Source organism: Calothrix sp. FACHB-168, assembly GCF_963889195.1.
Taxonomy (GTDB): Bacteria; Cyanobacteriota; Cyanobacteriia; order Cyanobacteriales; family Nostocaceae; genus Aulosira; species Aulosira anomala_A.
In genome coordinates, this window is sequence record NZ_CAWPNJ010000002.1 from 142888 (window position 1) to 165818 (window position 22931).

Annotated in this window: 17 protein-coding genes; 10 read left to right on the forward strand and 7 right to left on the reverse strand. The window is 38.8% G+C overall.

Annotated elements, in window-relative coordinates; genetic code table 11:
- Positions 1-6: 6 nt before the first annotated feature.
- The 3 genes from AACW45_RS03535 (at position 7) to AACW45_RS03545 (ending at position 5009) form a co-directional block, all read left to right on the forward strand.
- Positions 7-1329 (forward strand): hybrid sensor histidine kinase/response regulator, encoded by a 1323-nt coding sequence (locus AACW45_RS03535; RefSeq protein WP_190631187.1) that lies wholly within the window; start codon positions 7-9, stop codon positions 1327-1329.
- Between the two features lie 211 nt (positions 1330-1540).
- Complete coding sequence (locus tag AACW45_RS03540; protein ID WP_190631189.1) at positions 1541-4159, forward strand: CHAT domain-containing protein; 2619 nt, start codon at positions 1541-1543, stop codon at positions 4157-4159.
- A 325-nt stretch (positions 4160-4484) separates the two neighbouring features.
- A complete protein-coding gene (locus AACW45_RS03545; protein ID WP_190631190.1) occupies positions 4485-5009 on the forward strand; it encodes a DUF937 domain-containing protein in 525 nt (174 codons plus the stop codon).
- A gap of 340 nt (positions 5010-5349) precedes the next feature.
- Here AACW45_RS03545 and AACW45_RS03550 read toward each other — a convergent pair whose 3' ends face one another.
- Positions 5350-5478 (reverse strand): hypothetical protein, encoded by a 129-nt coding sequence (locus AACW45_RS03550; RefSeq protein WP_277880278.1) that lies wholly within the window; start codon positions 5476-5478, stop codon positions 5350-5352.
- An 11-nt stretch (positions 5479-5489) separates the two neighbouring features.
- Between AACW45_RS03550 and AACW45_RS03555 the strand changes: the two genes are divergently transcribed.
- Both AACW45_RS03555 and AACW45_RS03560 read left to right on the forward strand, forming a co-directional pair.
- Entirely contained in the window at positions 5490-6350 is an 861-nt protein-coding gene (locus AACW45_RS03555; RefSeq protein ID WP_199331035.1) for a hypothetical protein, read from the forward strand.
- Positions 6351-6575: 225 nt separating this feature from the next.
- A complete protein-coding gene (locus AACW45_RS03560; RefSeq protein ID WP_190631192.1) occupies positions 6576-6800 on the forward strand; it encodes a DUF4327 family protein in 225 nt (74 codons plus the stop codon).
- A 271-nt stretch (positions 6801-7071) separates the two neighbouring features.
- Here the strand turns inward: AACW45_RS03560 and hcp are convergent, their stop codons facing one another.
- Positions 7072-8706 (reverse strand): hydroxylamine reductase, encoded by a 1635-nt coding sequence (hcp, locus tag AACW45_RS03565; RefSeq protein ID WP_190631194.1) that lies wholly within the window; start codon positions 8704-8706, stop codon positions 7072-7074.
- A 183-nt stretch (positions 8707-8889) separates the two neighbouring features.
- Between hcp and AACW45_RS03570 the strand changes: the two genes are divergently transcribed.
- Positions 8890-9585 carry a Crp/Fnr family transcriptional regulator gene (locus AACW45_RS03570; protein ID WP_190631196.1) on the forward strand — a complete coding sequence of 232 codons (696 nt, stop codon included), beginning with the start codon at positions 8890-8892 and terminating at the stop codon, positions 9583-9585.
- 11 nt (positions 9586-9596) lie between these two features.
- On the opposite strand, the gene AACW45_RS03575 is transcribed toward AACW45_RS03570, so the two are convergent.
- The 3 genes from AACW45_RS03575 to AACW45_RS03585 all read right to left on the reverse strand — a co-directional run bounded on the left by AACW45_RS03575 (position 9597) and on the right by AACW45_RS03585 (position 11760).
- Complete coding sequence (locus AACW45_RS03575) at positions 9597-10184, reverse strand: L,D-transpeptidase (RefSeq protein WP_190631197.1); 588 nt, start codon at positions 10182-10184, stop codon at positions 9597-9599.
- 391 nt (positions 10185-10575) lie between these two features.
- A complete protein-coding gene (locus AACW45_RS03580) occupies positions 10576-11037 on the reverse strand; it encodes a hypothetical protein (protein WP_190631199.1) in 462 nt (153 codons plus the stop codon).
- A gap of 39 nt (positions 11038-11076) precedes the next feature.
- Positions 11077-11760: a hypothetical protein gene (locus AACW45_RS03585; RefSeq protein ID WP_190631201.1), complete on the reverse strand. Its 684-nt coding sequence runs from the start codon at positions 11758-11760 to the stop codon at positions 11077-11079.
- Between the two features lie 983 nt (positions 11761-12743).
- On the opposite strand from AACW45_RS03585, the gene AACW45_RS03590 reads away from it, so the two are divergent.
- Positions 12744-14243, forward strand: a complete 1500-nt coding sequence (locus AACW45_RS03590) for a protein kinase domain-containing protein (RefSeq protein ID WP_190631203.1) — start codon at positions 12744-12746, stop codon at positions 14241-14243.
- Positions 14244-14287: 44 nt separating this feature from the next.
- On the opposite strand, the gene AACW45_RS03595 is transcribed toward AACW45_RS03590, so the two are convergent.
- A complete protein-coding gene (locus AACW45_RS03595; protein WP_190631205.1) occupies positions 14288-15763 on the reverse strand; it encodes an MFS transporter in 1476 nt (491 codons plus the stop codon).
- Positions 15764-16610: 847 nt separating this feature from the next.
- Between AACW45_RS03595 and AACW45_RS03600 the strand changes: the two genes are divergently transcribed.
- Positions 16611-18395, forward strand: coding sequence for a ShlB/FhaC/HecB family hemolysin secretion/activation protein (locus AACW45_RS03600; protein ID WP_190631215.1), 1785 nt, complete (start codon positions 16611-16613; stop codon positions 18393-18395).
- Positions 18396-18477: 82 nt separating this feature from the next.
- Here the strand turns inward: AACW45_RS03600 and AACW45_RS03605 are convergent, their stop codons facing one another.
- Positions 18478-19041 carry an NUDIX hydrolase gene (locus tag AACW45_RS03605; RefSeq protein ID WP_190631217.1) on the reverse strand — a complete coding sequence of 188 codons (564 nt, stop codon included), beginning with the start codon at positions 19039-19041 and terminating at the stop codon, positions 18478-18480.
- Between the two features lie 99 nt (positions 19042-19140).
- Here AACW45_RS03605 and AACW45_RS03610 point away from each other — a divergent pair, with 99 nt between their 5' ends.
- Positions 19141-19626 (forward strand): NADAR family protein, encoded by a 486-nt coding sequence (locus AACW45_RS03610; protein ID WP_190631218.1) that lies wholly within the window; start codon positions 19141-19143, stop codon positions 19624-19626.
- 487 nt (positions 19627-20113) lie between these two features.
- A complete protein-coding gene (locus tag AACW45_RS03615) occupies positions 20114-22915 on the forward strand; it encodes a GAF domain-containing protein (RefSeq protein WP_190631222.1) in 2802 nt (933 codons plus the stop codon).
- Positions 22916-22931 lie beyond the last annotated feature (16 nt).

Below are 22931 nucleotides of genomic sequence, written 5' to 3' on the forward strand. Positions count from 1 at the left end.
GATAATATGAGCAACCCCCAAAATAGTATTTATGATTCAACTATTTTAATTGTCGATGATAATCAAACAAATTTAAAAATGCTATCGAATGCGATTGCTGAGTCGGGTTGGGAAATATTAGTTGCTACTGACGGAGAAAGTGCGATTGAGCAAGCTGAATATGCTAAACCCGATTTAATTTTATTAGATGTGATGATGCCAGGGATAGATGGCTTTAAAACTTGTCAGCTTCTCAAAAAAAATCAGTTAACTCAAGATATACCAGTCATTTTCTTAACTGCCCTTTCTGATAAATTTGATAAAGTGCAAGGGCTGTTAATTGGTGGTGTAGATTATATTACTAAGCCTTTTCAAATAGAAGAAGTTCTCGCGAGAATTCAAGTTCATTTAAAAATCAGATTTTTAACCAAAAAACTGGCAGAACAAAATCAGCAATTAGAACAGCGTGTAGGGGAACGAACGCAAGAATTATCGCAAGCACTAGAAGATTTAAAACAATCTCAAGTACAATTAGTGCAACAAGAAAAGTTATCAACTTTAGGTCAATTAGTGGCTGGTGTGGCTCACGAAATTAATAATCCTCTAGGTTTTATTACGGGAAACGTAGATTTTATTAATCATTATACCCAGAGCTTGATTACACATTTACGGCTGTATCAGGAAATCTATCCTCAAGCTGATGAGAAAATTATCAAAAATGCCAAACTTATCGAATTAGAACAAATCCTGCAAGATATCCCCAAAGCGATCGCATCGGTAAATTTAGGGCTAGAACGGATTACAGAAATTAGCGAGAGTCTGCGAATTTTTGCCCGTACAGATACAACTCATAAAATGAGTTTTGATATTCATGATGGTATCGATAGTACTTTGCTAATTTTGAAGCATCGGTTAAAATCTAATAAGCAAAGACCAGAAATTGTGATTATCAAAAACTATGGAGAATTACCATTCATAGACTGTTATCCCGGACAAATTAATCAAGTATTGATGAATCTGATCGCTAATGCTATTGAAGCTTTTGAAGAGGAGCCAAAAACCCCATTAAATCTCAAAGATATGATTCCTGAAATCAGGATTTCTACTATTTTTCTGCCAGAAAGTAACCTGATAAAAATTACGGTGAAAGATAATGGTAATGGAATTTCACCAGAGCATAGCAAGCAAATATTTCAACAATACTTTACTACTAAACCAGTAGGTAAAGGAACTGGTTTAGGCTTATCTATTAGTAAGCAGATTATCGAAGATAAACATCAAGGAAAAATTTACTTCAATTCTGCATTAGGACAAGGTACAGAATTTATCATTGAACTGCCTGTGGCATAATTGAGGACAGATGATTGCGGGAATAATTCTCCAGTATAATTGCCAAGAAAAAAATCAGAGCAAAATTTTTCCCCTCTACTGAGAGATAGGGGGAGATTTTGGGCAAATTAATAACATCGCCCTGCTGACAATGTTCATCGTTCGTTGTCAGATTTAGTGGTGTTAAGAGGCACTTGGCAATATGAAAATTACTGTAGAAAGGAATAAAATAATGCCCAAATTCAAAAAAAAAATTCAATTTCCTCAAGATAAACTTTACTTCAGTTCATTAACATTATTGATATTAACTATTGGGGTTCCTGCTACTGCGGCTACTCGTTTTACAATCGCTCAAAATGTGGCTTGTTCTTTTCCTGATTGTAGACAAGGTGCAAAACTAGCTGAAAGTTCCGCCTCAGCACCGCAATCTTTACTGCATCAAGGTAGAAGTCTATTTGCAGGGGGAAAGTTTGCCGAAGCTGTCAAGGTTTGGGAAGTAGCGGCTGCGGGTTTTGAACGGCAAGGTGATACAATTAATCAAGCTTGGACGCTGAGTTATCTGTCATTAGCAGCACAAAATTTGGGAGATTGGCCTAAGGCAGAACAAGCAATTAATCAAAGTTTAAATTTGCTGAAGTCGCAGAAAAAAACAAAAGAAAATACGGCGATTTTAGCAGTGGCGCAGAACACTTTGGGGAATTTGCAATTGTTGCGGGGAAAAGCGGAAGATGCTTTACAGGCTTGGCAAGATGCAGAACGAAATTATGGGCTAATTGGTGATGAAGCGGGAAAAATTGGGAGCCAAATTAATCAAGCCCAAGCACTGCAAGTTTTAGGATTATACCGCCGGGGACAGCAACTTTTATTGAATGTACATCAAAAATTGCAAAATCAGTCAGATTCGGCGATGAAAGCGAAAGGGTTGCAAAGTTTAGGTATTGGGTTGCAACTGTTAGGAAATGTAGAAAAGTCCCAAGAGATTTTACAGCAAAGTTTGCTGATTAGCGATCGCCTGCAGTCCACAGAAAATATCGGTGAGATTTTCTTGAGTTTGGGAAATGGGGCGCGGGAATTACAGCAACCACAAGCGGCGATAGATTATTATCAACAGGCGATAGTTAAAGCTAATCATCCCCAAGTACGCATCGAAGCCCAGTTAAATCAACTTAGCTTGTATTTAGAGCGATCGCAAATCGAACCAGCTAATACATTAGTACCGCAGATTCACAGCCAATTAGCAACCCTCCCTGCAAGTCGGATGTCGATTTATGCAGCAGTTAACTTTGCTAGTAGTTTGTCTAAGTTGGCGAAACTAGAAGATAAAGCATCTGGTTTATACCAACAAGCAGCAGTTACCTTAGCCCAGGCTATACAACAAGCCACAATGTTGAGCGATTCACGGGCTAAAGCTTATGCTTTAAACGAGTTAGGTAAATTATATTATGACAAGCAACAATGGGCTGATGCCTTAAAACTGACTCAACAAGCATTACAAATCGCTCAAGAAATTAATGGTGCAGATATAGCTTATCAAGCTTCCTGGCAAGCTGGGAGAATTCTCAAACAACAGGGTAATACTCAAGGGGCGATTGCAGCTTATAATTTTTCTGTGAAAACCCTCAAGTCTTTACGTAATGACTTGGTAGCCATTAATCGCGATATCCAATTCTCTTTTCAAGAAAGTGTGGAACCAGTGTATCGGGAGTTTGTTGATTTATTACTGGAATCTAACCCCAGCCAGAAGAACTTAAAGCAAGCTAGAGATACAATTGAAGCGCTACAACTAGCAGAATTAGATAATTTCTTTCAAGAAGCTTGTTTAAATGCTAAACCAGAACAAATTGACAAAATTGATAAACAAGCGGCTGTCATCTACCCAATTATTTTACGCGATCGCATCGAAGTTATTCTCTCAATTCCCGGTAAACCGCTTTCTAGCTACAGAACTACTTTGTCATCAGGGGAAATTGAAGCAACGATTAAGCAAATGAGACAATCTCTCAATCCGGCTTTTGGCGATGAGGATCGGTTAAATGTGTCGCAACAAATATATGATTGGTTAATCCGTCCTGCAGAATCCCAATTAGCTAATAGTGGAGTGAAGACTTTAGCTTTTGTCTTAGATGGATCGTTGCGCAATCTGCCAATGGCGACTTTATATGATGGCAAACAATATTTACTAGAAAAGTATAGTTTAGCATTGTCGCCAGGAATGCAGTTATTACCAACGCGATCGCTAAAACCGCAAAATCTCAAAGTGATTACAGCCGCCTTAAGTGAAGCCCGTCAAGGTTTTAAAGCTTTACCAGCAGTGAAAGCCGAAGTCAGAGAAATTTCTGCGGCATTACCTGTACAATTACTGTTGAATCAAGAATTTACTGATATTAATCTGCAAACAGCAATTAAATCAAATCCTTTTTCAGTATTGCATTTAGCGACCCACGGTCAATTTAGTAGTAAATCAGATGATACTTTTATCCTCGCCTGGGATAGCAAGATTAACGTTAAAGAACTGAGTGAATTTCTCAAAACTAGAAACGAATCTGATTCTACACCCATAGAATTAATGGTATTAAGTGCTTGCCAAACCGCTAAAGGAGATAATCGGGCGGTATTAGGTTTAGCTGGTGTTGCAGTTCGTTCTGGCGCACGTAGTACCCTAGCTACTTTATGGGCTGTCAAAGATGAATCTACTGCTAAATTTATGGTTGAGTTTTATAAAAACTTGAAGAAACCAGGAATTACAAAAGCAGAAGCATTGCGACAAACTCAACTCAGTTTTTTACAAGATCCCGATTTTCAACATCCCTTTTATTGGTCAGCGTTTGTGTTAATTGGTAATTGGTTGTAAAAATTACCTGATAACTGACAACTAACAGGCCAAGCCTAATAAATAAGGGTGCAAATTATTGCACCCTCTGAAGGAGCTAGTATTAAGTGTAAGTGAGTATTCCCACTAAAGCATTTGTTTATGATGCTAAAAGAATTCTAGTATAAATAAAATTAATAAACTTCTGGCTAAAGATAGATTAATAGATAATCAAATCCAATTAAATTTGTAATATTTATAACAAAATGTTGTTATATACAAAAATATCAACCCTGAGAGATGATTAGCGATTAATTCCATGAAAATATATTCATATATAGGAATCCGGTATTAGGAGCAAGAATTTATGGGACTTTTCGATCAAATTCTTGGTGCTGTAACAAATCCCAATCAGCAAGGGAGTTTGGGGCAATTGGGTAGTATTATTAGCACGGTGGATCGGCTGAGTAATAGCACTGGTGCAGATCCGGCGACAATGCAAACGGTGTTATCAGTAGTGGGTAGTCAAGTGCGATCGGCTTTGCAAGAAAAGCAAGCTACACAAGGTAATGAAGCAGTACAATCTCTAGTGAATGAATTTGCGGGAACTTCTCCTAATCCTCAAGCTGTTGACTCGGTATTTGCTCCTGGTATGCAACAACAAATAGCTGAGATTGTCGCCCAACGCACTGGTTTAGATGCGGGGATGATTCAACAAATATTACCGCAAGTAGTGCCTGTGGTGCTGAATTTTTTACAATCTGGTGCAAATGCACAAAGTCCTCAATCTGGAGGAAATTCGGTGTTGAATTCGTTCTTGGATGCAGATAATGATGGTGATGTTGATATTGCTGATGTGATGCAATTAGCTAGTCGTCATTTTGGGAGATAATTACTCTCATAGAGGTTGACTGTTGACGGTTCACAGTTAACAGTTAACAGTCAACGGTCAACAGTCAACAGTCAACAGTCAACAGTCAACAGTCAATAGTCAACAAATTTTACCATCTCACAAGTTCCTCAAATTTTTTTGCTAATTTGCCACTAGGGACTTACAAAAAATAAATTACCCATATTCCCTAGTAGTGCGAGCAGCGTTCGACTGAGCGCTCAGTCGAACGCTGCTCGCACTACAAATTTATTGGGTATTTAAAAAATTGGATGTCCCCTATAGCCGGATCGAAACCGCTATCAATTTGATGCTGAATCAGTAAGTCAGTAATTGCATAAATTTATATTAAGAAATGTAAATAAAATTGCTGCTCTGAGAATGCCCAATGACAGCCCTTACCAGCTACTTTAAATTGCACATATCTACTGATTACATTAACGTGACGCGATCGCTGATATTTTGCAGGCATAAAAATAAATAATGAACGAACAACGCCTCTGTGCATATCTTAATTTAATTCAAGCAATTTTAAACTGTGCTAACGGTCAAGAAGGTCAAGTTTTAGCTGCCAATCAAGATTTGATCGATTCTCGTTTTATCAATATATTAAAGCAAGTCGCCCGTCAAATGGCAATAAAAGGTGCAAAGAATACTGCTGTTTACTTAAGTGATTTAGCTACACAAATAAGTCGGAATTTAGCTCAAGAAGCAGATGTTATCAAACCAGATTTTGAGCAAGAATTACAAATTAAATATCCTGGAGATGGCGAACAGTTTCAGGAGGTTAAACATTGTGAAGAATTGTTATATGCATTAAATAATCACCAAAATAGCTGCCAAACTCTCGCCACAGCTACTTTAAACGAAACGCCAGAAAATCATCAATTAACTAATGAACCTGTTGAAACAGCAATCAATACAATAACTGATACTTTAATAACATTACCGCCATTATCAACCAATGATTTAAACCTGCAACAAGTAGCAGAAATTCCCGCACCATCACCAGATGTTATTCCGAGTATTCATCATTTGACTGAAGTATTGCAAGAAATATCGCAATCTTTAAATAACTTAGAAAAAATCTGGAATGCTAGCTGGCAATCATCTAATCCATTATGGTACATGGATGTATTAGAACGTGCCCAATCTGCTAATTGGTTACTGACAAGTGAAGAAATAGAAAAGTTAATTGGAGTTAAACCTAAGTGCGCAGTCGGTAAAGATTCATTCCAACGTGGTTGTTGGATTTTTACCAAATCTGGCAAGATGGGTTTACAAACTGCATGGCGAATTTCTAAGTATACAAATCCAACTAATAGCGTTAGACATAATTCGTAATTAGATTGTTGCAACGATTTAATATATTTCTCAGATTGGTTGATTTATGCTGTGGTGTAGAGTCTATTTTAAAAAAGCGTAAATCCTCAAGTATAAAGTCCACTTCCGGCAATAGGACTTTTCATCATATAATTAAATTTAATTGCCGATAGACTTACTAGCAAGTCAGCAACAATTAATGCAGTAGACTAATGTGTTACAAATAGTAATTTTGGGGTGATTTTTATGAAAACTGCTGTTAAATACGACCTCGATGTTCTGAGGGAAGAAGCTCGTTATCTGGTAAAGAAAGGATCTGTTAAACGAAATGAACCAATCTATGCCTTATGTAAGTTTATTCCTGGTCGTGATTGGGTTTGTGTAGAGTTAGAATTGGAAAAAAATGAATTTTTGTTAAGAGATCCGATTATTGATTTGTTAGCAAATGAAACATGGAGCGAAGATAGATAAAGGCAGAGGGCATATGGCAGAGGGGCAGGGAGCAGGGAGCAGGGGACTTCCAACTAAAAAAATATTCCATCGCTGTGTATGCAGAGGAAGCAGAGGAAGCAGAGGAAGCAGAGGAGAAAGAATCTGCCGCTATGAAAATGGGATAATTTATTTTCTGGAAGTCCCCAAGGGGACAAGGAAAACAATTGTACAGACAAGGGTTCATCGCGTCTCTAACCAATGCCCAATGCCCAATGCCCAATGCCCAATGCCCAATGCCCCATGCCCATATTTAACCAAGACAAGCTGCTAAATCTTGCTCTGCTGAAGTGATGAGTTTGAGTTGGAATTGTTCTGAGAGGATCTTGACTACATTAGGTGTTAAGAAAGCTGGCAGTGTGGGGCCGATGCGAATATTTTGGATACCTAAATAAAGTAGACTGAGGAGAACTGCGATCGCTTTTTGTTCGTACCAAGATAATACTAGTGAAAGTGGCAGTTGATTGACGGTAACACCAAAGGTTTGAGCTAAGGCGACAGCAATTTGAATTGCTGAGTAAGCATCGTTACATTGTCCCACATCAAGGAGGCGAGGAATACCGCCTATATTGCCTAAATCTTTGTCAAAGAAGCGGAATTTACCACAGCCTAACGTTAAAACGACACAATCATCAGGAAGCTTTTCGACTAATTCACTATAGTAATTACGTCCGGGTTTAGCGCCATCGCAACCACCAACTAAAAAGAAGTGACGAATACTACCATCTTTGACAGCGTTAACTACAGTATCAGCAACACTTAACACAGCATTGCGAGCAAAGCCTGTAGTTACTGTACCGCGATCGCACTCTGACTCAAATCCTGGCATCGACTCAGCCTTGGCGATAATGCTGGAAATATCGCGAATACTGGTATGTTGCAATCCAGGATAACCCACAGGCCCCAAGGTAAATACTTTATCTTGATAAGATTGATGGGGAGGCATGAGGCAGTTAGTTGTCATGACAATTGCGCCAGGGAAATGATCAAACTCATGGGTTTGATTTTGCCATGCTGTACCGTAATGTCCGTATAAATGCGGATAAGTTTGTTTGAGTTTAGGATAGCCATGTGCGGGTAGCAGTTCGCCGTGGGTATAAACCTTGATACCAGTACCGACAGTTTGCTCAAGGACAGCCTTTAAAGCCAGTAAATCATGTCCAGAAACCAGAATTGCCTTACCAACGGTAGAGCCAAGGGGGACAACGGTGGGTGTAGGATGACCAAAGGTGGTTGTATTACCAGCATCCAAGAGTTCCATTGCTTTCAGGTTGATTTCTCCAACTTTCAGCGCCAAAGCCAGCCACTCTTCTAGAGTCTTGTCTTGGGCATCTAAATTAGCGAGAACTTCATGGCAGAAGGTATACAAACCTTCATCATGTTGATCGAGTTCACAAGCATGGAAAGCATAGGCAGCCACACCTTTAAGTCCATATAATACGGTGAGTTTAAGGGAGAAAATATCTATATTTTTAGCAGATTGACTGATAAATGCAAATTCTAAGTCTTTTCCTTGCTGAATTTGTTGTTTAGTATCGCTATCAGGTTGAAAATTAGCAATTGCAGACTCAACCACAGCATTACCTGTAGCTTTAATTTGTAACTTGAGACTTTCACGTAAAGCGATCGCTCGATTTACAAAATTGATAAAATCATCTACAGAAAAGTTAACGTTTGTCAGGGTAGAAAATAGCATCTCGCAGGTAAACTCATCAGTTTCGCGAGTTGCGATTCCTAGAGACTTTGCTTGTAACGCCACTTGCGATAGTCCCCGCAAACAATGGACTAATAAATCTTGTAAAGCGTCAACTTCTGGACTTTTACCACAAGCTCCCCACTGATGACAGACATCGCCACGAGTTGTTTGTTCACATTGGTTGCAGAACATAGTCTTCTCTCTCAAATCTTCATGCTTCTAGGTTATGAAGAAGCCAAAACTAAATCCTTGATCTAAGTCAAAAGGAGATATAAAGTTTGGTAACAATAGTCAATAGTCCAGAGTCAATAGTCAATAGTCCAATGACAACTGACCATTGACCATTGACTATTGACAAATGACTAATGACAAACCATGACTTTAACCGAACGTGTTTTAGAAATTAAACAGTTTTTGCAAAGTACGCCGATTTTTCAGGGTGTATTAGATGAGCAATTACAAGCATTAGCTAATATTTCGATTCTCCAGACTTATAAAAAAGGAGCGACGATATTTTTAGAGGGAGATCCGGGTAGCGGGTTTTTTATTGTCAAATCTGGGAGAATTAAGGTTTTTAAGCTGGCTAATGCAGGTAAAGAACAAATTCTGCATATATTTGCAGCCGGAGATCATTTTGCAGAGGTACCGGCTTTTGATGGGGGACAATTTCCGGCTTCAGCTGGGGCGATTGAAAATTCTGAGGTGGTATTTATTCCCCGTGCGGCATTTTTGATGGTTTTACAACAACACCCAACTTTAGCGATCGCTATTTTAGGAACTTTTGCCCGCCATTTGCGCAAATTAACTTTTTTGGTTGATACCCTGTCTTTTAAGGAAGTACCGGAACGTTTGGCGAATTACTTGTTAAATTTAAGCAGTCGCCGGGGTAATGCTGATGTGTTCGAGCTAGATTTAGCTAAAGGACAACTAGCGGCGCTTTTAGGCACAATTCCCGAAACCCTCTCCCGTGCCTTTTATAAACTCAGTCAAGATGGCATGATTGAAATCAATGGTACAAGTATTAAATTGTGCGATCGCGATCGCTTGATGAACGTAGGACAACATAAATAAACGGGGAAGTATCAATTTTCTACTACAACAGGAGTACCCATTTTGACAAGCTCATACAGTTCGCGGACATGCTCGTTATACATGCGAACGCAACCATGAGAAACTGCTTTACCAACAGATGCTCTATCGGGCGTTCCGTGAAATCCGATGTATTCTCTACCACTATTCCAAAAAGCAATCCAGCGTTCTCCCAAGGGATTATTTGGGCCTGGAAGAACTAATTTCCCAGTTTGAGGATGTGTCCAATCTGGGTTTTTTAGCATTTCAATTACTTTGAATTTTCCTACTGGTGTTTCTAACCCTGGTTTCCCAATTGCAACAGGATAACTAGCTTGTAAATTGTCTCCTGAATATACATATAGCTGCCGCATTCTCAGTTTTAGGACTAAATGAATATTTTTTGGCGCGGTTGCGGGAATAGTTGACTTAATAATCGGAATTGCTGGTTTCTCTGTTGTTTTTTGGGAAATTACACCTTGCTTCAATTCCACTTTAGCAGTAGGCTCGGATTGCAGCCAGAAAAACATTGTAATTGCACTGACAGCAATACCTAAACTAATACTAATATTGAGGTTTTTTTCAATTATCTTGTTTTCCATAAATTACTCAGCTTCTAGCAAAGCTATTTGAGTTTAAATTATTCATTTATGAATATAGTAAATAAATCAACTAATTCAAAAAAGATCCTCAAGATAGACTCTTCTCAACTGTGCTATATCTGGATTTAGTAATTCAGATAATTTAGGCGATCGCCAAGTGTAAATTATAATATTTTAAAATATCCTTAACAAGTATTAATAGTGCTTAACCTATTAATTTTTTCATAAAAAAATGCAATCAGATAATATATATTGAATTTGCAAATTAAATTTTATCAGTCTCTTGTGGGGCAGGCATCTTGCCTGCCTCAATGATGCCAGTAGCCTGATAAGATTGAAGAATTCAGAAAATTTGAATTTCTAAATTCTTCAATCTTAACTTTCCCTGGTTTTACCATCTTCTGATGGGAAAATTACCAGGAATTGCCTGTATTTTAGGCGTTGGTGCAGTAGTTTTTCTAATCCTCCTTCTTGTAGGAGTTTGTCCTTGGGTTGTGTAATTTACAGTTCTTACTCTTGGTTTAGATTCTGTCCGATTAACCGCCGTTGAACGCCTTGATATTCTTCTGGGTGCTTCTGTATTATCTGCTATTGAACGTCTTGATACCCTTCTAGGTGCTTCTGTACGAATTACCGTTGAACGTCTTGAAGCGCGTGATGATGATTGTCTCTCTCCTGATGCTCTTGCAACTATTGCTGGCCCAGCAGAGGGTAATTGATCATCATTATTATTGTTAGATGCTATTGCTGGGCCTGCTACAGGAGGTACTTCTTGAGCTAATAATCGTTGGGATGGAATTAAACTCAAACTTGCGAACACAAATAGAGCTGTAGCAGAAAGTAGAATTTTCATTTTTTCCAAAAACCTTTGCCTTGTTAAATTATATGTAGACTAACGGTAATCGCGGTTGAATGATTTACATGAAAAATTATCAATTCCTTCTAATTTATCCGCATTCCAGCGTCCATCTTGCTCAGTCTTATCGGCAAATATATAGACTCCTTCTCCTTGACATTTACTGTTAGCGAAGTTTCCTCTATATTCATTTCCGTTTCTTAATTTTAAAGCCCCCAATCCTTGCAATTGATCGTTCTTAAATTCTCCTACATAATAGTTAATATTACTTTCGACTGGATAAGATAATCTTCCACAACCATGACGTTTATTATTTTTAAAGTCTCCATAATACCGAAACCCATTTTCTTTAAATACCATCAACCCTCTACCATTAGCTTGTTTTGTTTTTGCATCTATCTGTCCGTAATATTTATAGACTTTAGTTTCCCAGGTTGGTTTACCTGTAGCTGAAGGTGGTGAGGATAACTCTGACTCGCTATCACAAGGAAGTTGGGAGAATTTGGTAGAATTTGGTACATTATTTGGTGTGGTTTCCGGAACTGGTGTAGTAGTTGGTGTAGATGATGGTGATGATGGGGTTGTTGGGGAATCTGGTAAAGTGCTTGGTTTTGATGAGTCAGGCGATACTTGTTGACCTAATATTTTCTGTACTGGAAAAATACCTAAAGTTGTCAACACAAGGAAACAAGTAGCAGAAATTATCAATTTTTTATTCATAAAACCCTATTTTTTTAAACTAAACTACCCGAAGATTTGAGCAAATTTTGGAGAAAAATTGATTTGTATGTTGAGCGAGTTAATTTTGTTAAACTACAGCAATTGAGCGACAAATTTTCCATTCCAGCTAAGAGTATTACTGGGGATTTGGTCACACAAAGTCAGACAAAACAGCCTAAGGGCATTTTGCCTATATAGATTAATTATTAGAGGTAGCATGATTTTACCGAGTGCATCGTCGTGATTTTTAAGAAACAAAATTTATTCATCTAGCCAAAAATTATGTAAGTATTTTATGTTACATAATTTTTTCTTTGGCTTTGATAATAAAAATTACACAAACAGCTAATTAGTGTTTCAATGCTGATTTAAACACAGCCAATACTAGTTCCTATTGTTACTAGATTTGCTAGAATTTAATTACGCAAAATAACACACATAGCCCATCTGAACAGCACTTAAGTATATATTAGCAGGAGATATTAATTTCTGGTAGTACTTAAGTCTAAGAAAAGATAAACTCACTGTCCTAATAATGGCTGTGTTTGGCACAAACTTGCCCTCAAAGATTTAAATATTTATGGGAAAAATCATCATAATCTATATTGACAAGATAATTTTTACAAAAATTTACTATCTTTCCAGAAAAATAATAAATTAGCAGTAACAATGAATACCAAACACTACTTTATGCCAGGAAGACAATTCTACAACCAGTTAATTTTCGATAAATTGCCCAAAATAATTAAATATTTTAATTTTTGAGATGGTTTTTTTAAAAAAATATAATAGCATAAAATATAAAATATATAAAATTACTAGTTCCTTGTTTATGGCTGAAGATCGCTTTTGCTGCTACAACATTTGGTTCTAGCATGTAAAGATTTTGGATGCAAAGAAATAAATTTACTGTTGTATTTAGTAGAGTTTCAACGGCTATAAATTACATCTTATATTCCTGATTTGAAGGTTAAGTAAATCCGATGGACTATCGTAGCATCATACTCCGCAGTCGTTACAAAGTTATTCAACCCTTGGATAGTGGTGGATTTGGTGAAACATATTTAGCAGAGGATTTGGATATACCGACAGATCCGAAGCCGAAATGTGTGGTTAAGCATCTAAAACCACAAAACCAAAATGAAGAACTTTTAAAAATTGCTAAAAATTTATTCGATCGGGAAGCTGGAGCTTTATATCGTTTAGGTCAGATGAGCGATCGCATTCCCAGGCTATTTGCCCATTTTGAAGAGAACGGCGAATTTTATTTAGTACAAGAATTTATTGATGGGCATGACTTAAGCAAAGAAATAATATTAGGTCAGCCTTGGAAAGAAGCACAAGTCAAAAAACTACTCACAGATGTTTTAGAAATTTTAATAGTTGTTCATCAACAAAATATTATTCATCGGGATATTAAACCCAAAAATATCATGCGTCGTCAAGATGGAACGATTGTGCTAATTGATTTTGGCGCAGTCAAAGAAATTAAAGGCTTAGAGACGAATACTCAAGGTATAGTGACATCGACCATCTTGATTGGTACAAATGGCTATATGCCAAATGAACAAGCTAATGGTAAGCCAAAACTGTCTAGCGATGTGTATGCAGTAGGGATGCTAGGAATCCAAGCAATCACAGGGATAGCACCGCAAAATTTACCGGAAGATCCTGTAAGTGGTGAAATCATTTGGCGGGATCGTGCAAATGTCAGCGATAGGTTGGCTGAAGTGTTAACAACTATGGTACGTTCTCACTTTAGCCAACGTTACCCCACAGCCACAGAAGCTTTACAAGCACTGACTCAATCACGACCAATACCATCAGCAAAAGTACAGTCACAAACCAAGCGATCGCTAATTAATCCAAAATTAATCTTAGCAGGGGGGGTAGGTTTAGTGGCATTAATGGCGTCTTTGTACTTTGTACCTAAATATTTAGCTCAATCACCATCTCCTGTAAACAATCCACAAACTCCTAACCCCACACCAGTAACGACAAAAAAATTCGTGGAGTTACCTTGTGATGCTGATCGAGACTTATCCTCACTACCTCCAGCTACAGGTAAACCAACTTGGGAAACTAACGTCTATAAATATTACGGACAGATAGATCCAAAAACAAAACAAGCCAACGGTAGAGGGTTGATGCTATTTAAGCAGAATGGGTTTCAGTATTATGGAGACTTTAAAAATAATCAACGTAATGGTTGTGGAAGATTATCTTATCCAGAATCTTCCGATCTCAATTATTATGTAGGTCAATTTCAAAACGAGCAATTTCAAGGGCAAGGGAGATTGAAATGGAAGAATGGTAATGAATATAGAGGAAACTTTGCTAATAATCAATGCCAAGGAGAAGGAGTATTACATATAACAGCAGATAATACAGAACATGATGGTAAATGGCAGAAAAATCAGTTAGAAGGAAGCAATGTTTTATGTAATAAGCAGTCTTCATCACCCGTTGCTAGCCAGAATTAGATTTTGAATTGTGAAATCCTCTCGCTTTTTGGTGAAAATCTCAATTAAACTGCCATTTTCTCTGTAGAGACTAACTTTGCTTTTGCCTTAAAAGGCAGAATTTTTTCGATAACATGAGTCAGGGATTTACTGCGGGGTTCGCGGACAAAGAATAAGGGGAAAAGCGCTATTAAGCGTAAAGCGGCGGAAAGGGCAAATAATCCAGGTAAACCACCAATAATATCTAGCTGGGCTAAAAAACCGCCAGTTGTTGCACCTAAACCACCACAAACACCAGTAACCGCAGCTGCGATCGCAAAATATTGCGAAGGACTATCCAATGGAGCCATCTCCATCTGAATATTACTGTTACATAAGTCGATGGCTGCACCAAAACCACCCCAAATCAGGTATATCAAGGGTAGCCATAACCACACAGAAATCAAGTCACTACCCAAGCCTAGCCAAAATAAGGGTGTGACAGCAATTAAACTACCCACTAATAATAATATGGGACGATTGCCGACGCGATCGGCTAACTTACCCCAAATTACCAGCATGACTAAGTTAGCCCCAGCCAGTAAACTTGCATAAAGAGTAACTGTAGTCAAGTTTAAATCTAAGTTTTTCAACAGATAAAGATTAAAAAACGGCGAGCTGAGGTTAACGGCGAATGTCCACAACCCCACATACAGCAGAAATTTTAAGAAATTCCGGTCTTTAAAGATAGTAAATGGCTGCGGTTGAGAATCTTGGGAATTTTCTGCAGTGGGAGACGCAGTTTTACCAGCGCGGTAAACTTGGGGGTTGACATCCACCATCCAAAATTGACAAGCCAAACTGATTAAGCCGATGATGACGCCAAAAAATAACAGTATGGCGTAAGCTTGAATATCACCACCAGGGTAAGCTGAGATAATATATCCGAGAACTGGTACAGATAGAAGATTCGCCAAACTACCTGCACTATTGCGCAAACCAAAATAACGTCCGCGTAAAGCAGGGGGAACTAAAGCAGCCATCCAGCTAAACCAGGCGCAACCGCCTAAGGCTCCCAAGATATTGGTGATGAGGATAATTGCTAAAGTCCCAATAACTAACTGGTGGGATTCCATATCCGAACAGCAGAACCAAGCAATACCTCCAACTAAAACCAACCACAGCAGTCTAGAGGGGCCAAAAATCATCATTGTATACCAATGGCGGCTGGTAGTGCGATCGGCTAGGTAGGCTCCGAATGGTTGTAAGAAGTTCGTCAGTAGGGGAATGGAAGAGAGCAAGCCAATTTCCACTGGGTTAGCACCTAACTGGAGTAAGAAGTTAACCAGCAATACACCGCCGGTAATATTAGAAAAAATAGCTGCAAATACTCCATCCAGAGTTGAAGCTTTGAGACTAGTTCGAGTAGCTTGCTTAGAGATTTTCGGTGGAGAATCTGCCCAAGGTATGAGTGCTGATGCTGGAGCGGCCTTAATGAGTTCTACTTCTAGAGGAGATGAGCTTTTGAGTAGTTCTTCAGCAGAGAGAGATAGAGTCTTCACTAGCGAAAAATCTGACTTTATTGGTGGTAATAAACTGACAATAAGCTGGCGATTAACGCACAGTAACAGTCAAAAGCATGATAGATTTTCAATCTAACGACACAAAAATTCAAATAAAATATTATACCGAAAGACTCTTGACAAAATACTCCCCAAGAGTGTGTTTTTCCTTAGGGATGAAGAGTCAACAAAGCTACTTGACAGCAGGTTCAAGGATGAAATTTCATGTTTTTTGTGTATAAATTCTTACATAATCTTATTTAAATAAGAGATAAAAATAAGCGGAGTAGGTAAAATATTTAATACCACTCAATTACTTTTTGAAAGCTAATTAGTATTTATCTTTAAAAGTGAAAAAGCTAATAATTTAGCTGTTATCTAAATTTGAGTTATTCGTGTTGTTGAAATATATAATTATTTGGTGATTTTCAAATATAGGTAAATAGTTTAATAGATAAAATCTCCGATATTGGTAAGGCATAGAAATATCTAAATTAGCGGAAATCAAGAATATAAATTGTCAATTATCTGTGAGCAAATCTCTCAACTGCGACAAGAGTGTATATTTCCTCTATCTAGGATAGATTTCCTAACTCGTGCAATGTTGCTATAGGATTACTAGATGTTGATTTTGTCTAATTGGCGGTTGGTAAGGGGTATTTGATGTGCTTGGCAAATTCCTGGAACATACCAGATAATAGTGAAACTTCAGGTATCAGTTTAAACTCTAGGTGAAATTTTTCATTTAGCTGGGAGTTAGATCAATAAATATGACACAAACTACTCTCCTGTAATGTCAACTTGCTGACCGATAAATTTTCATGTCCCTTGAACTGTCACAATAAGTATGAGCAATCAATTTTCTCCCCAGCGAGCATTATTATGGTTACAACTGAGTATATTAGTGTTGCTTGGCAGCATGAATTCTCGGTCAGCACAGGCGCAGACGATTAATACCGTACAAGTGCCAAATAATACTTATATTCTCTCCCAACAGTTGCCACCGCCACAAGATGTGCAACCACCCATACCTTCCCCATCTCCCATACCTAACCCACCCCAGCCATTACCTCCACCAGAAGAGTTACTTCCCGCACCTAGTCCTAACCCTACACCAGAGCAACCGTTTCCCGACAAGCTACCAGAAACGATTGTTGTGGATAAGTTTGAAATTTCGGGAAGTACAGTCTTCTCTCAAGAAGAATTAGCCGCAGCGATCGCAGAATTTACTAAAAGGCCGATATCTCTAGCAGAGATATTTCAAGCGCGGTCGAAAATTACCGATTTATATGTCAAAAAAGGTTATATTACCTCCGGTGCGTACATTCCCCCCCAAACTATTAAGTCTGGTGTGGTGAAAATTCAGATTGTGGAAGGTAAGTTAGAAGAAATTCAGATAACTGGAACTCGCCGTCTCAATCCTAATTATGTCCGCAGTCGATTAGCGATCGCAACCGGCGCACCGTTAAATCGCGAAAAATTACTCGAAGCATTGCAACTACTGCAACTCAATCCCCTAATTCAAAATCTCTCAGCAGAACTATCCGCCGGTTCTCGTCCCGGTGTCAGCGTCTTACAAATAGAAGTTAGGGAAGCCAAAACCTTTAGTTCGCAAATCGTCCTAGATAATGGGCGATCGCCTAGTGTAGGTAGTTTCCGTCGGCGCTTACAAATCAATCAAGCTAACTTGCTCGGCTTCGGAGATGGTTTTAACTTTGCTTATACGAATACCGATGGTAGCAATGCCTTTGATGTCGGCTATAACATACCCCTTAACGCTCGTAACGGTACGCTTTCTTTTAACTTTGGTACCACATCCAGCAATGTTATTGAAGAACCCTTTAATATTCTTGATATTGAATCCTCTTCTCGTTATTACGAAATTACCTATCGTCAACCGATTGTTCAAACTCCTACCCAAGAATTTGCTGTAGGCTTGACAGCTTCGCGGCGAGAAAGCGAAGCTAGTTATATTGAAGGCGATCGCTTACCTTTCCCCTCATTAGGTGCTGATGCTGAAGGTAAAACGCGCATCTCTGCACTGCGATTTTTCCAAGAATGGACAAGTCGTAATAGCCGCGAAGTCATCGCTTTGCGATCGCAATTTAACTTGGGTATAGATGTATTAAATCCAACTATAAATCAAGAAGCTCCCGATAGTCAGTTTTTCTCTTGGCAAGGTCAAGCCCAGTGGGCAAGGCTATTAGCGCCGGAAACATTATTAATTATCCGGGCAAATACGCAACTCGCTTCTAGAGCTTTGCTACCTTTAGAACAACTAGGTTTAGGTGGTATTGATACAGTACGCGGCTATCGTCAAGATTACTTATTAACAGATAATGGTGCTTTCGCTTCTGCTGAAGTACAAGTACCGATTCTGCGCTTACCGAAGATGAATAGTGTATTGCAGATTATCCCCTTTGTTGACTTTGGTGTAGCTTGGAATAGTTCTAATCGGGATAACCCAGACCCCAATACTCTAGCATCTGTGGGTTTAGGCTTGCGTTGGACACAAGGCGATCGCTTTACCGCCCGTCTTGATTGGGGTATTCCTTTAGTATCTGTAGAATCCAGAGACAACACTTGGCAAGAAAACGGGCTGTATTTCTCTTTGATTTACAATCCTTTTTAATGTTAACGGTCAATAGTCAACACTTCGACAGGCTCAGTGCGGCGCGGTCAACGGTCAACGGTCAATAGTCAACAGTCAACAGTCAACAGTCAATGGTCAAAACTTCCTGATACCACCACTCCAGCAAAACAGTACGGCATTGCAAACAGGTAAGACTCTGGAGTAAATCATGTATACCTGTGGTATTTTTGGGATAAGTTGCACCAACATACTCAGCAGCAACTATTGGTATAGGTTCCAGTTCGGCGACAAAGCCGTACAGTTTCTGGTTAGAAAAAGAACTATTCACCGCCCAACCTTGAACATTCAAAGGTATGAGTCGGCTAATTGTTGTCGTTGCAATTCCTAATTCTCGTTGCAGAATAGCTGGAACTACCGCATCGGGGTTTTGTCCTGGGGGTAAGCGCCCGCCAGGAAAGTCCCAGGTGAGTTGACTCAATCCTGGTCGATAGCTTGGCGGTGGGAGAATGATCTGATGGGCTTGAATGGGGAGAATGACCACAGAATCGGCTTTCTCCACGCGCCAGTATTCTAATATTTGACCGCGATTGTCTTCTAGATGTTCGCCAATTACAGTTAACCAACTTGAGCGCATTTCCACAAAGCGATCGCGGATTTTCCAGTTTTCTGTTGAGAATTGTTGCATAACTTGAGACTTTAAAACATACAAATCTGCTAACGGAAAGTTAAAAATTCATTAGTTGTCGGGCTAAAGTTTAAGTTGATATTGAAGAGCAATTTTCAGATGACTATTTACTTTTACAAGGTTTGGCAACCTTATGGCTGTTTTTCTAACTTTTCTCCCCACGGAATTAAAATCCAGGGTACTTATTGGTCAACGGTGGAGCATTATTATCAAGCACAAAAGTTTGTTGGCAGCAAAGATGCAGCAATTATACCTCTAATCCATCAAGCCACAACTCCAGAAGAAGCGGCTGCTTTAGGACGTTGTAGTAGCCGCCAAATGCGTGCTGATTGGCATCAAGTAAAAACTCAAGTGATGCGAGAAGCAGTTCTGAAAAAGTTTCTCACCCATACTGAAATTCGCGACATTCTCTTAGGCACAGGTGAGGAGATTTTAGTAGAAAATTCTCCTAATGATTATTTTTGGGGTTGCGGTATTAATCAAACTGGTGAAAACCATCTTGGTAAAGTTCTCATGAGTGTACGTGAAGAAATTCGCAAGCGATTTTCTGTAACTGCAATTGCCGAAAAGCATTTGCAGTATTAATTACATTCATACGCTGATTGAGCGACTTAGAGGGGGAATCACTAAATTCCCCTAATTAAAAAGTTTTTAACTAGAGAACTTCTGGATTATTTGTTGATTTATTTTCAACAAAACGTTTATATGTGCGTCAATATTGATACAAGCCTATAAACTTTATGCAAATTTTGTAATTTGCATAAAAATACCCTATACATCTGCTAATTGTTAGTTATAAAATTAGGTGTTTAATAATTAACTTTTTCTTAAGAAATTAACCTGTAAAACTCTGAATTTTTCCGAGGAAACACAGGTAAACGCGAGTTCGCTAAATCTTTTCTATACACCTTCCCTTTATAGGAAAACAATCAGATTAACCATACCGCCAACCATAGGGGATCAAAATACCCCGAAATAGCGGAAATGTCTGGATTGAGGAGAAATTCTCTTCAGCGAACAACGTGGTTCAGGGAAAGTTGACGATTATAAATTACTTTAGTGTAGACAAATAATGGCTTTTACCAATCAACGAGATGGCTGGGAGCAATCCTTCGATCCACAGAGTTTACTGCATCGAATGACCGATCGCATTCGGCGATCGCTCGAACTTGAAGAAATTTTAGCAGCTACGGTTGCGGAAGTGCGTTCATTTCTGGGGACAGACCGAGTGATGGTTTATCGGTTCCATCGCGATGAGAGTGGAGAAGTGATTGCGGAATCGATTCACGAACAGCGTCTACCATCTCTATTAGGGTTGCACTTTCCCGAAAGTGATATTCCCCACTATGCCAGAGAAATGTTTGTCACCTTGCACCAAAGGTCAATTGTGGATGTAGCTAATGGTAAAATTGGATTATCGCCACTATATTCGCCACAAATTAACGAATCCACAGCACAAGAGAATATCTATTATCGAAAAGTAGACCCCTGTCATATTAGATATTTAACGGCTATGGGCGTCCAGTCTTCCTTGGTAATGCCAATTTTACATCGGGATCTCAAGCAGCAATCAGCCAAGTCTCAATTATGGGGATTGTTAGTATCGCACCACAGCCAGCCGAGAACTATTGCACCTTGGGAACTGAAATTATTACAACAAGTTACAGATCAGGTAGAAATTGCGATCGCTCAAAGCAATCTTCTCAGTCAAACCCGTCTCCAGCAACAACAACAAACGATTCTCAACCAAGTTAGCATTCTGTTACATCAATTACCAACTATTCAATTACAAACCGCACTAGAAACTACTATTGCGGCTTTAGCTGGTACAGGTGGCAGATTATATATTGAACATAGTCGAGAACTTTATCTTTGGGGCGAACAGCCGAAATTATCCGATGAACCAGAAAATATTGCTCTCGAACAGCATCCCGTTTGGCAAAATTGGATAGCTGATTGTAAACCGAGTCAGGTTTTAGCAATTACAGACCTGTATAAGGAAGCACATTTACGAGTTTTAGCCTTGGCTTTTAAAGGCACAAAAATTCGTGGAATATTGGTGATACCTTTACATAATCGGCAGCAGTTTATCGGTATTTTAACGATTTTTCGTGCAGAAGTTGATACAGAAATTTTGTGGGCTGGACGCTGCGAGCAAAATCAGCGACAACAACTACCCCAGCTTTCCTTTGATGTGTGGCGAGAAGAAAGAAAAGGCCAAGCACCGGAATGGAAACCTGAAGATATTTTCTTAGGACAAGCTTTAGGCTATCACTTCTCAATGGCGATTCAGCAGCAGCAAATGTACAAACAGGTACAAGCACTCAATACTAACCTAGAACAACGGGTACAGGAAAAAACTGCTGAACTAGAAAAATCATTAATGATTACCAAGGCGATCGCCCAAATCACCCAGCAAATCCGCAGTACCTTAGACTTAGAAACCATCTTACAAACTATTGTTCGAGAAGTCCGCCCTTTGCTAAATTGCGATCGGGTGTTAATTTTCCAAATATTACCGGAATCTGATAGTCAGGTAATTGTAGAACAAAGCAATGGCAAATATCCCTCAGTATTGGGAATCAAAGCCCCCGAAGAATGCTTTCCTGATGAATATACTCGCTTGTACCTGCAAGGAAGAGTACGCGCCATTCACAATGTCGCTACAGCGAATTTGAGTGGTTGTCATCAAGAATTCTTGCAGAGTATGCAAGTGCAAGCTAACTTAATTATCCCCATTAAAATGGGTATGCAACTATGGGGATTACTTATAGCCCATCAATGTGATGCGCCGCGAGATTGGCAAGATACAGAAATTGAGTTAATGCTACAGTTAGCAGATCAAGCAGCGATCGCAATTCAACAAGCACAACTATATAAACAAAGTCAAGCTGCGGAAACTCAAGCCAAGGCTAAAGCCCAAGAATTAGAACAAACTTTAACTGAACTCAAACAAACCCAAACACAATTAATTCAAACTGAAAAAATGTCTAGTTTGGGACAGTTAGTTGCAGGTATTGCACATGAAATTAATAATCCTGTTAACTTTATTTACGGTAATTTGTCTTACGCTCAAGACTATACCCAACAACTATTACAACTATTACACCTCTACCAATCCCGCTATCCCCAACGCGATCGGGAAATTAGTAATTTAGAAACAGCGATCGATGTGGATTTTGTCGCCCAAGACTTACCAAAAATCATCTCCTCTATGCAAATAGGAGCCGATCGCATCTGTTCTATTGTTCTATCTTTACGCAATTTCTCTCGTTTAGATGAGGCAGAATATAAGCCTGTTGATCTGCACGAAGGCGTTGACAACACTTTACTAATTTTACAACATCGACTGAAATCTACCGTCGATTTCCCTGGAGTCCAGATACTTAAAGACTATGGTGAATTACCCTTAATCAAATGTTACGCCGGACAATTGAATCAAGTATTCATGAATGTTATCAGCAACGCCATTGACGCTTTACAATTGAAAGCAGATAAAGAAACATATTTTCAGCCTTCTATTTGTATTTCCACCAGAGTCTCAGCAGATAATTCCTTTGTATTAATTCGCATTGCTGATAACGGCCCGGGAATGACAGAAGAAATCAAACAAAGAATTTTTGACCCTTTTTTCACAACTAAACCTGTGGGTAAGGGTACAGGATTAGGTCTGGCTATTAGCTATCAAATTATTGTAGACAAGCATGGTGGTATTATTGAATGTATCTCAGAGGTTGATCAAGGTACAGAGTTTTGGATAGAATTACCTCTCAACCCACAATGCAAAGTTAATAATTTATCCTTGAATTCATCACTGCGAAACTCTAAGAGATGGAAAGGTAAAACTAGTTTTCATAAGTTCACAAATTCCTGAGTAATTAGTCAATGGT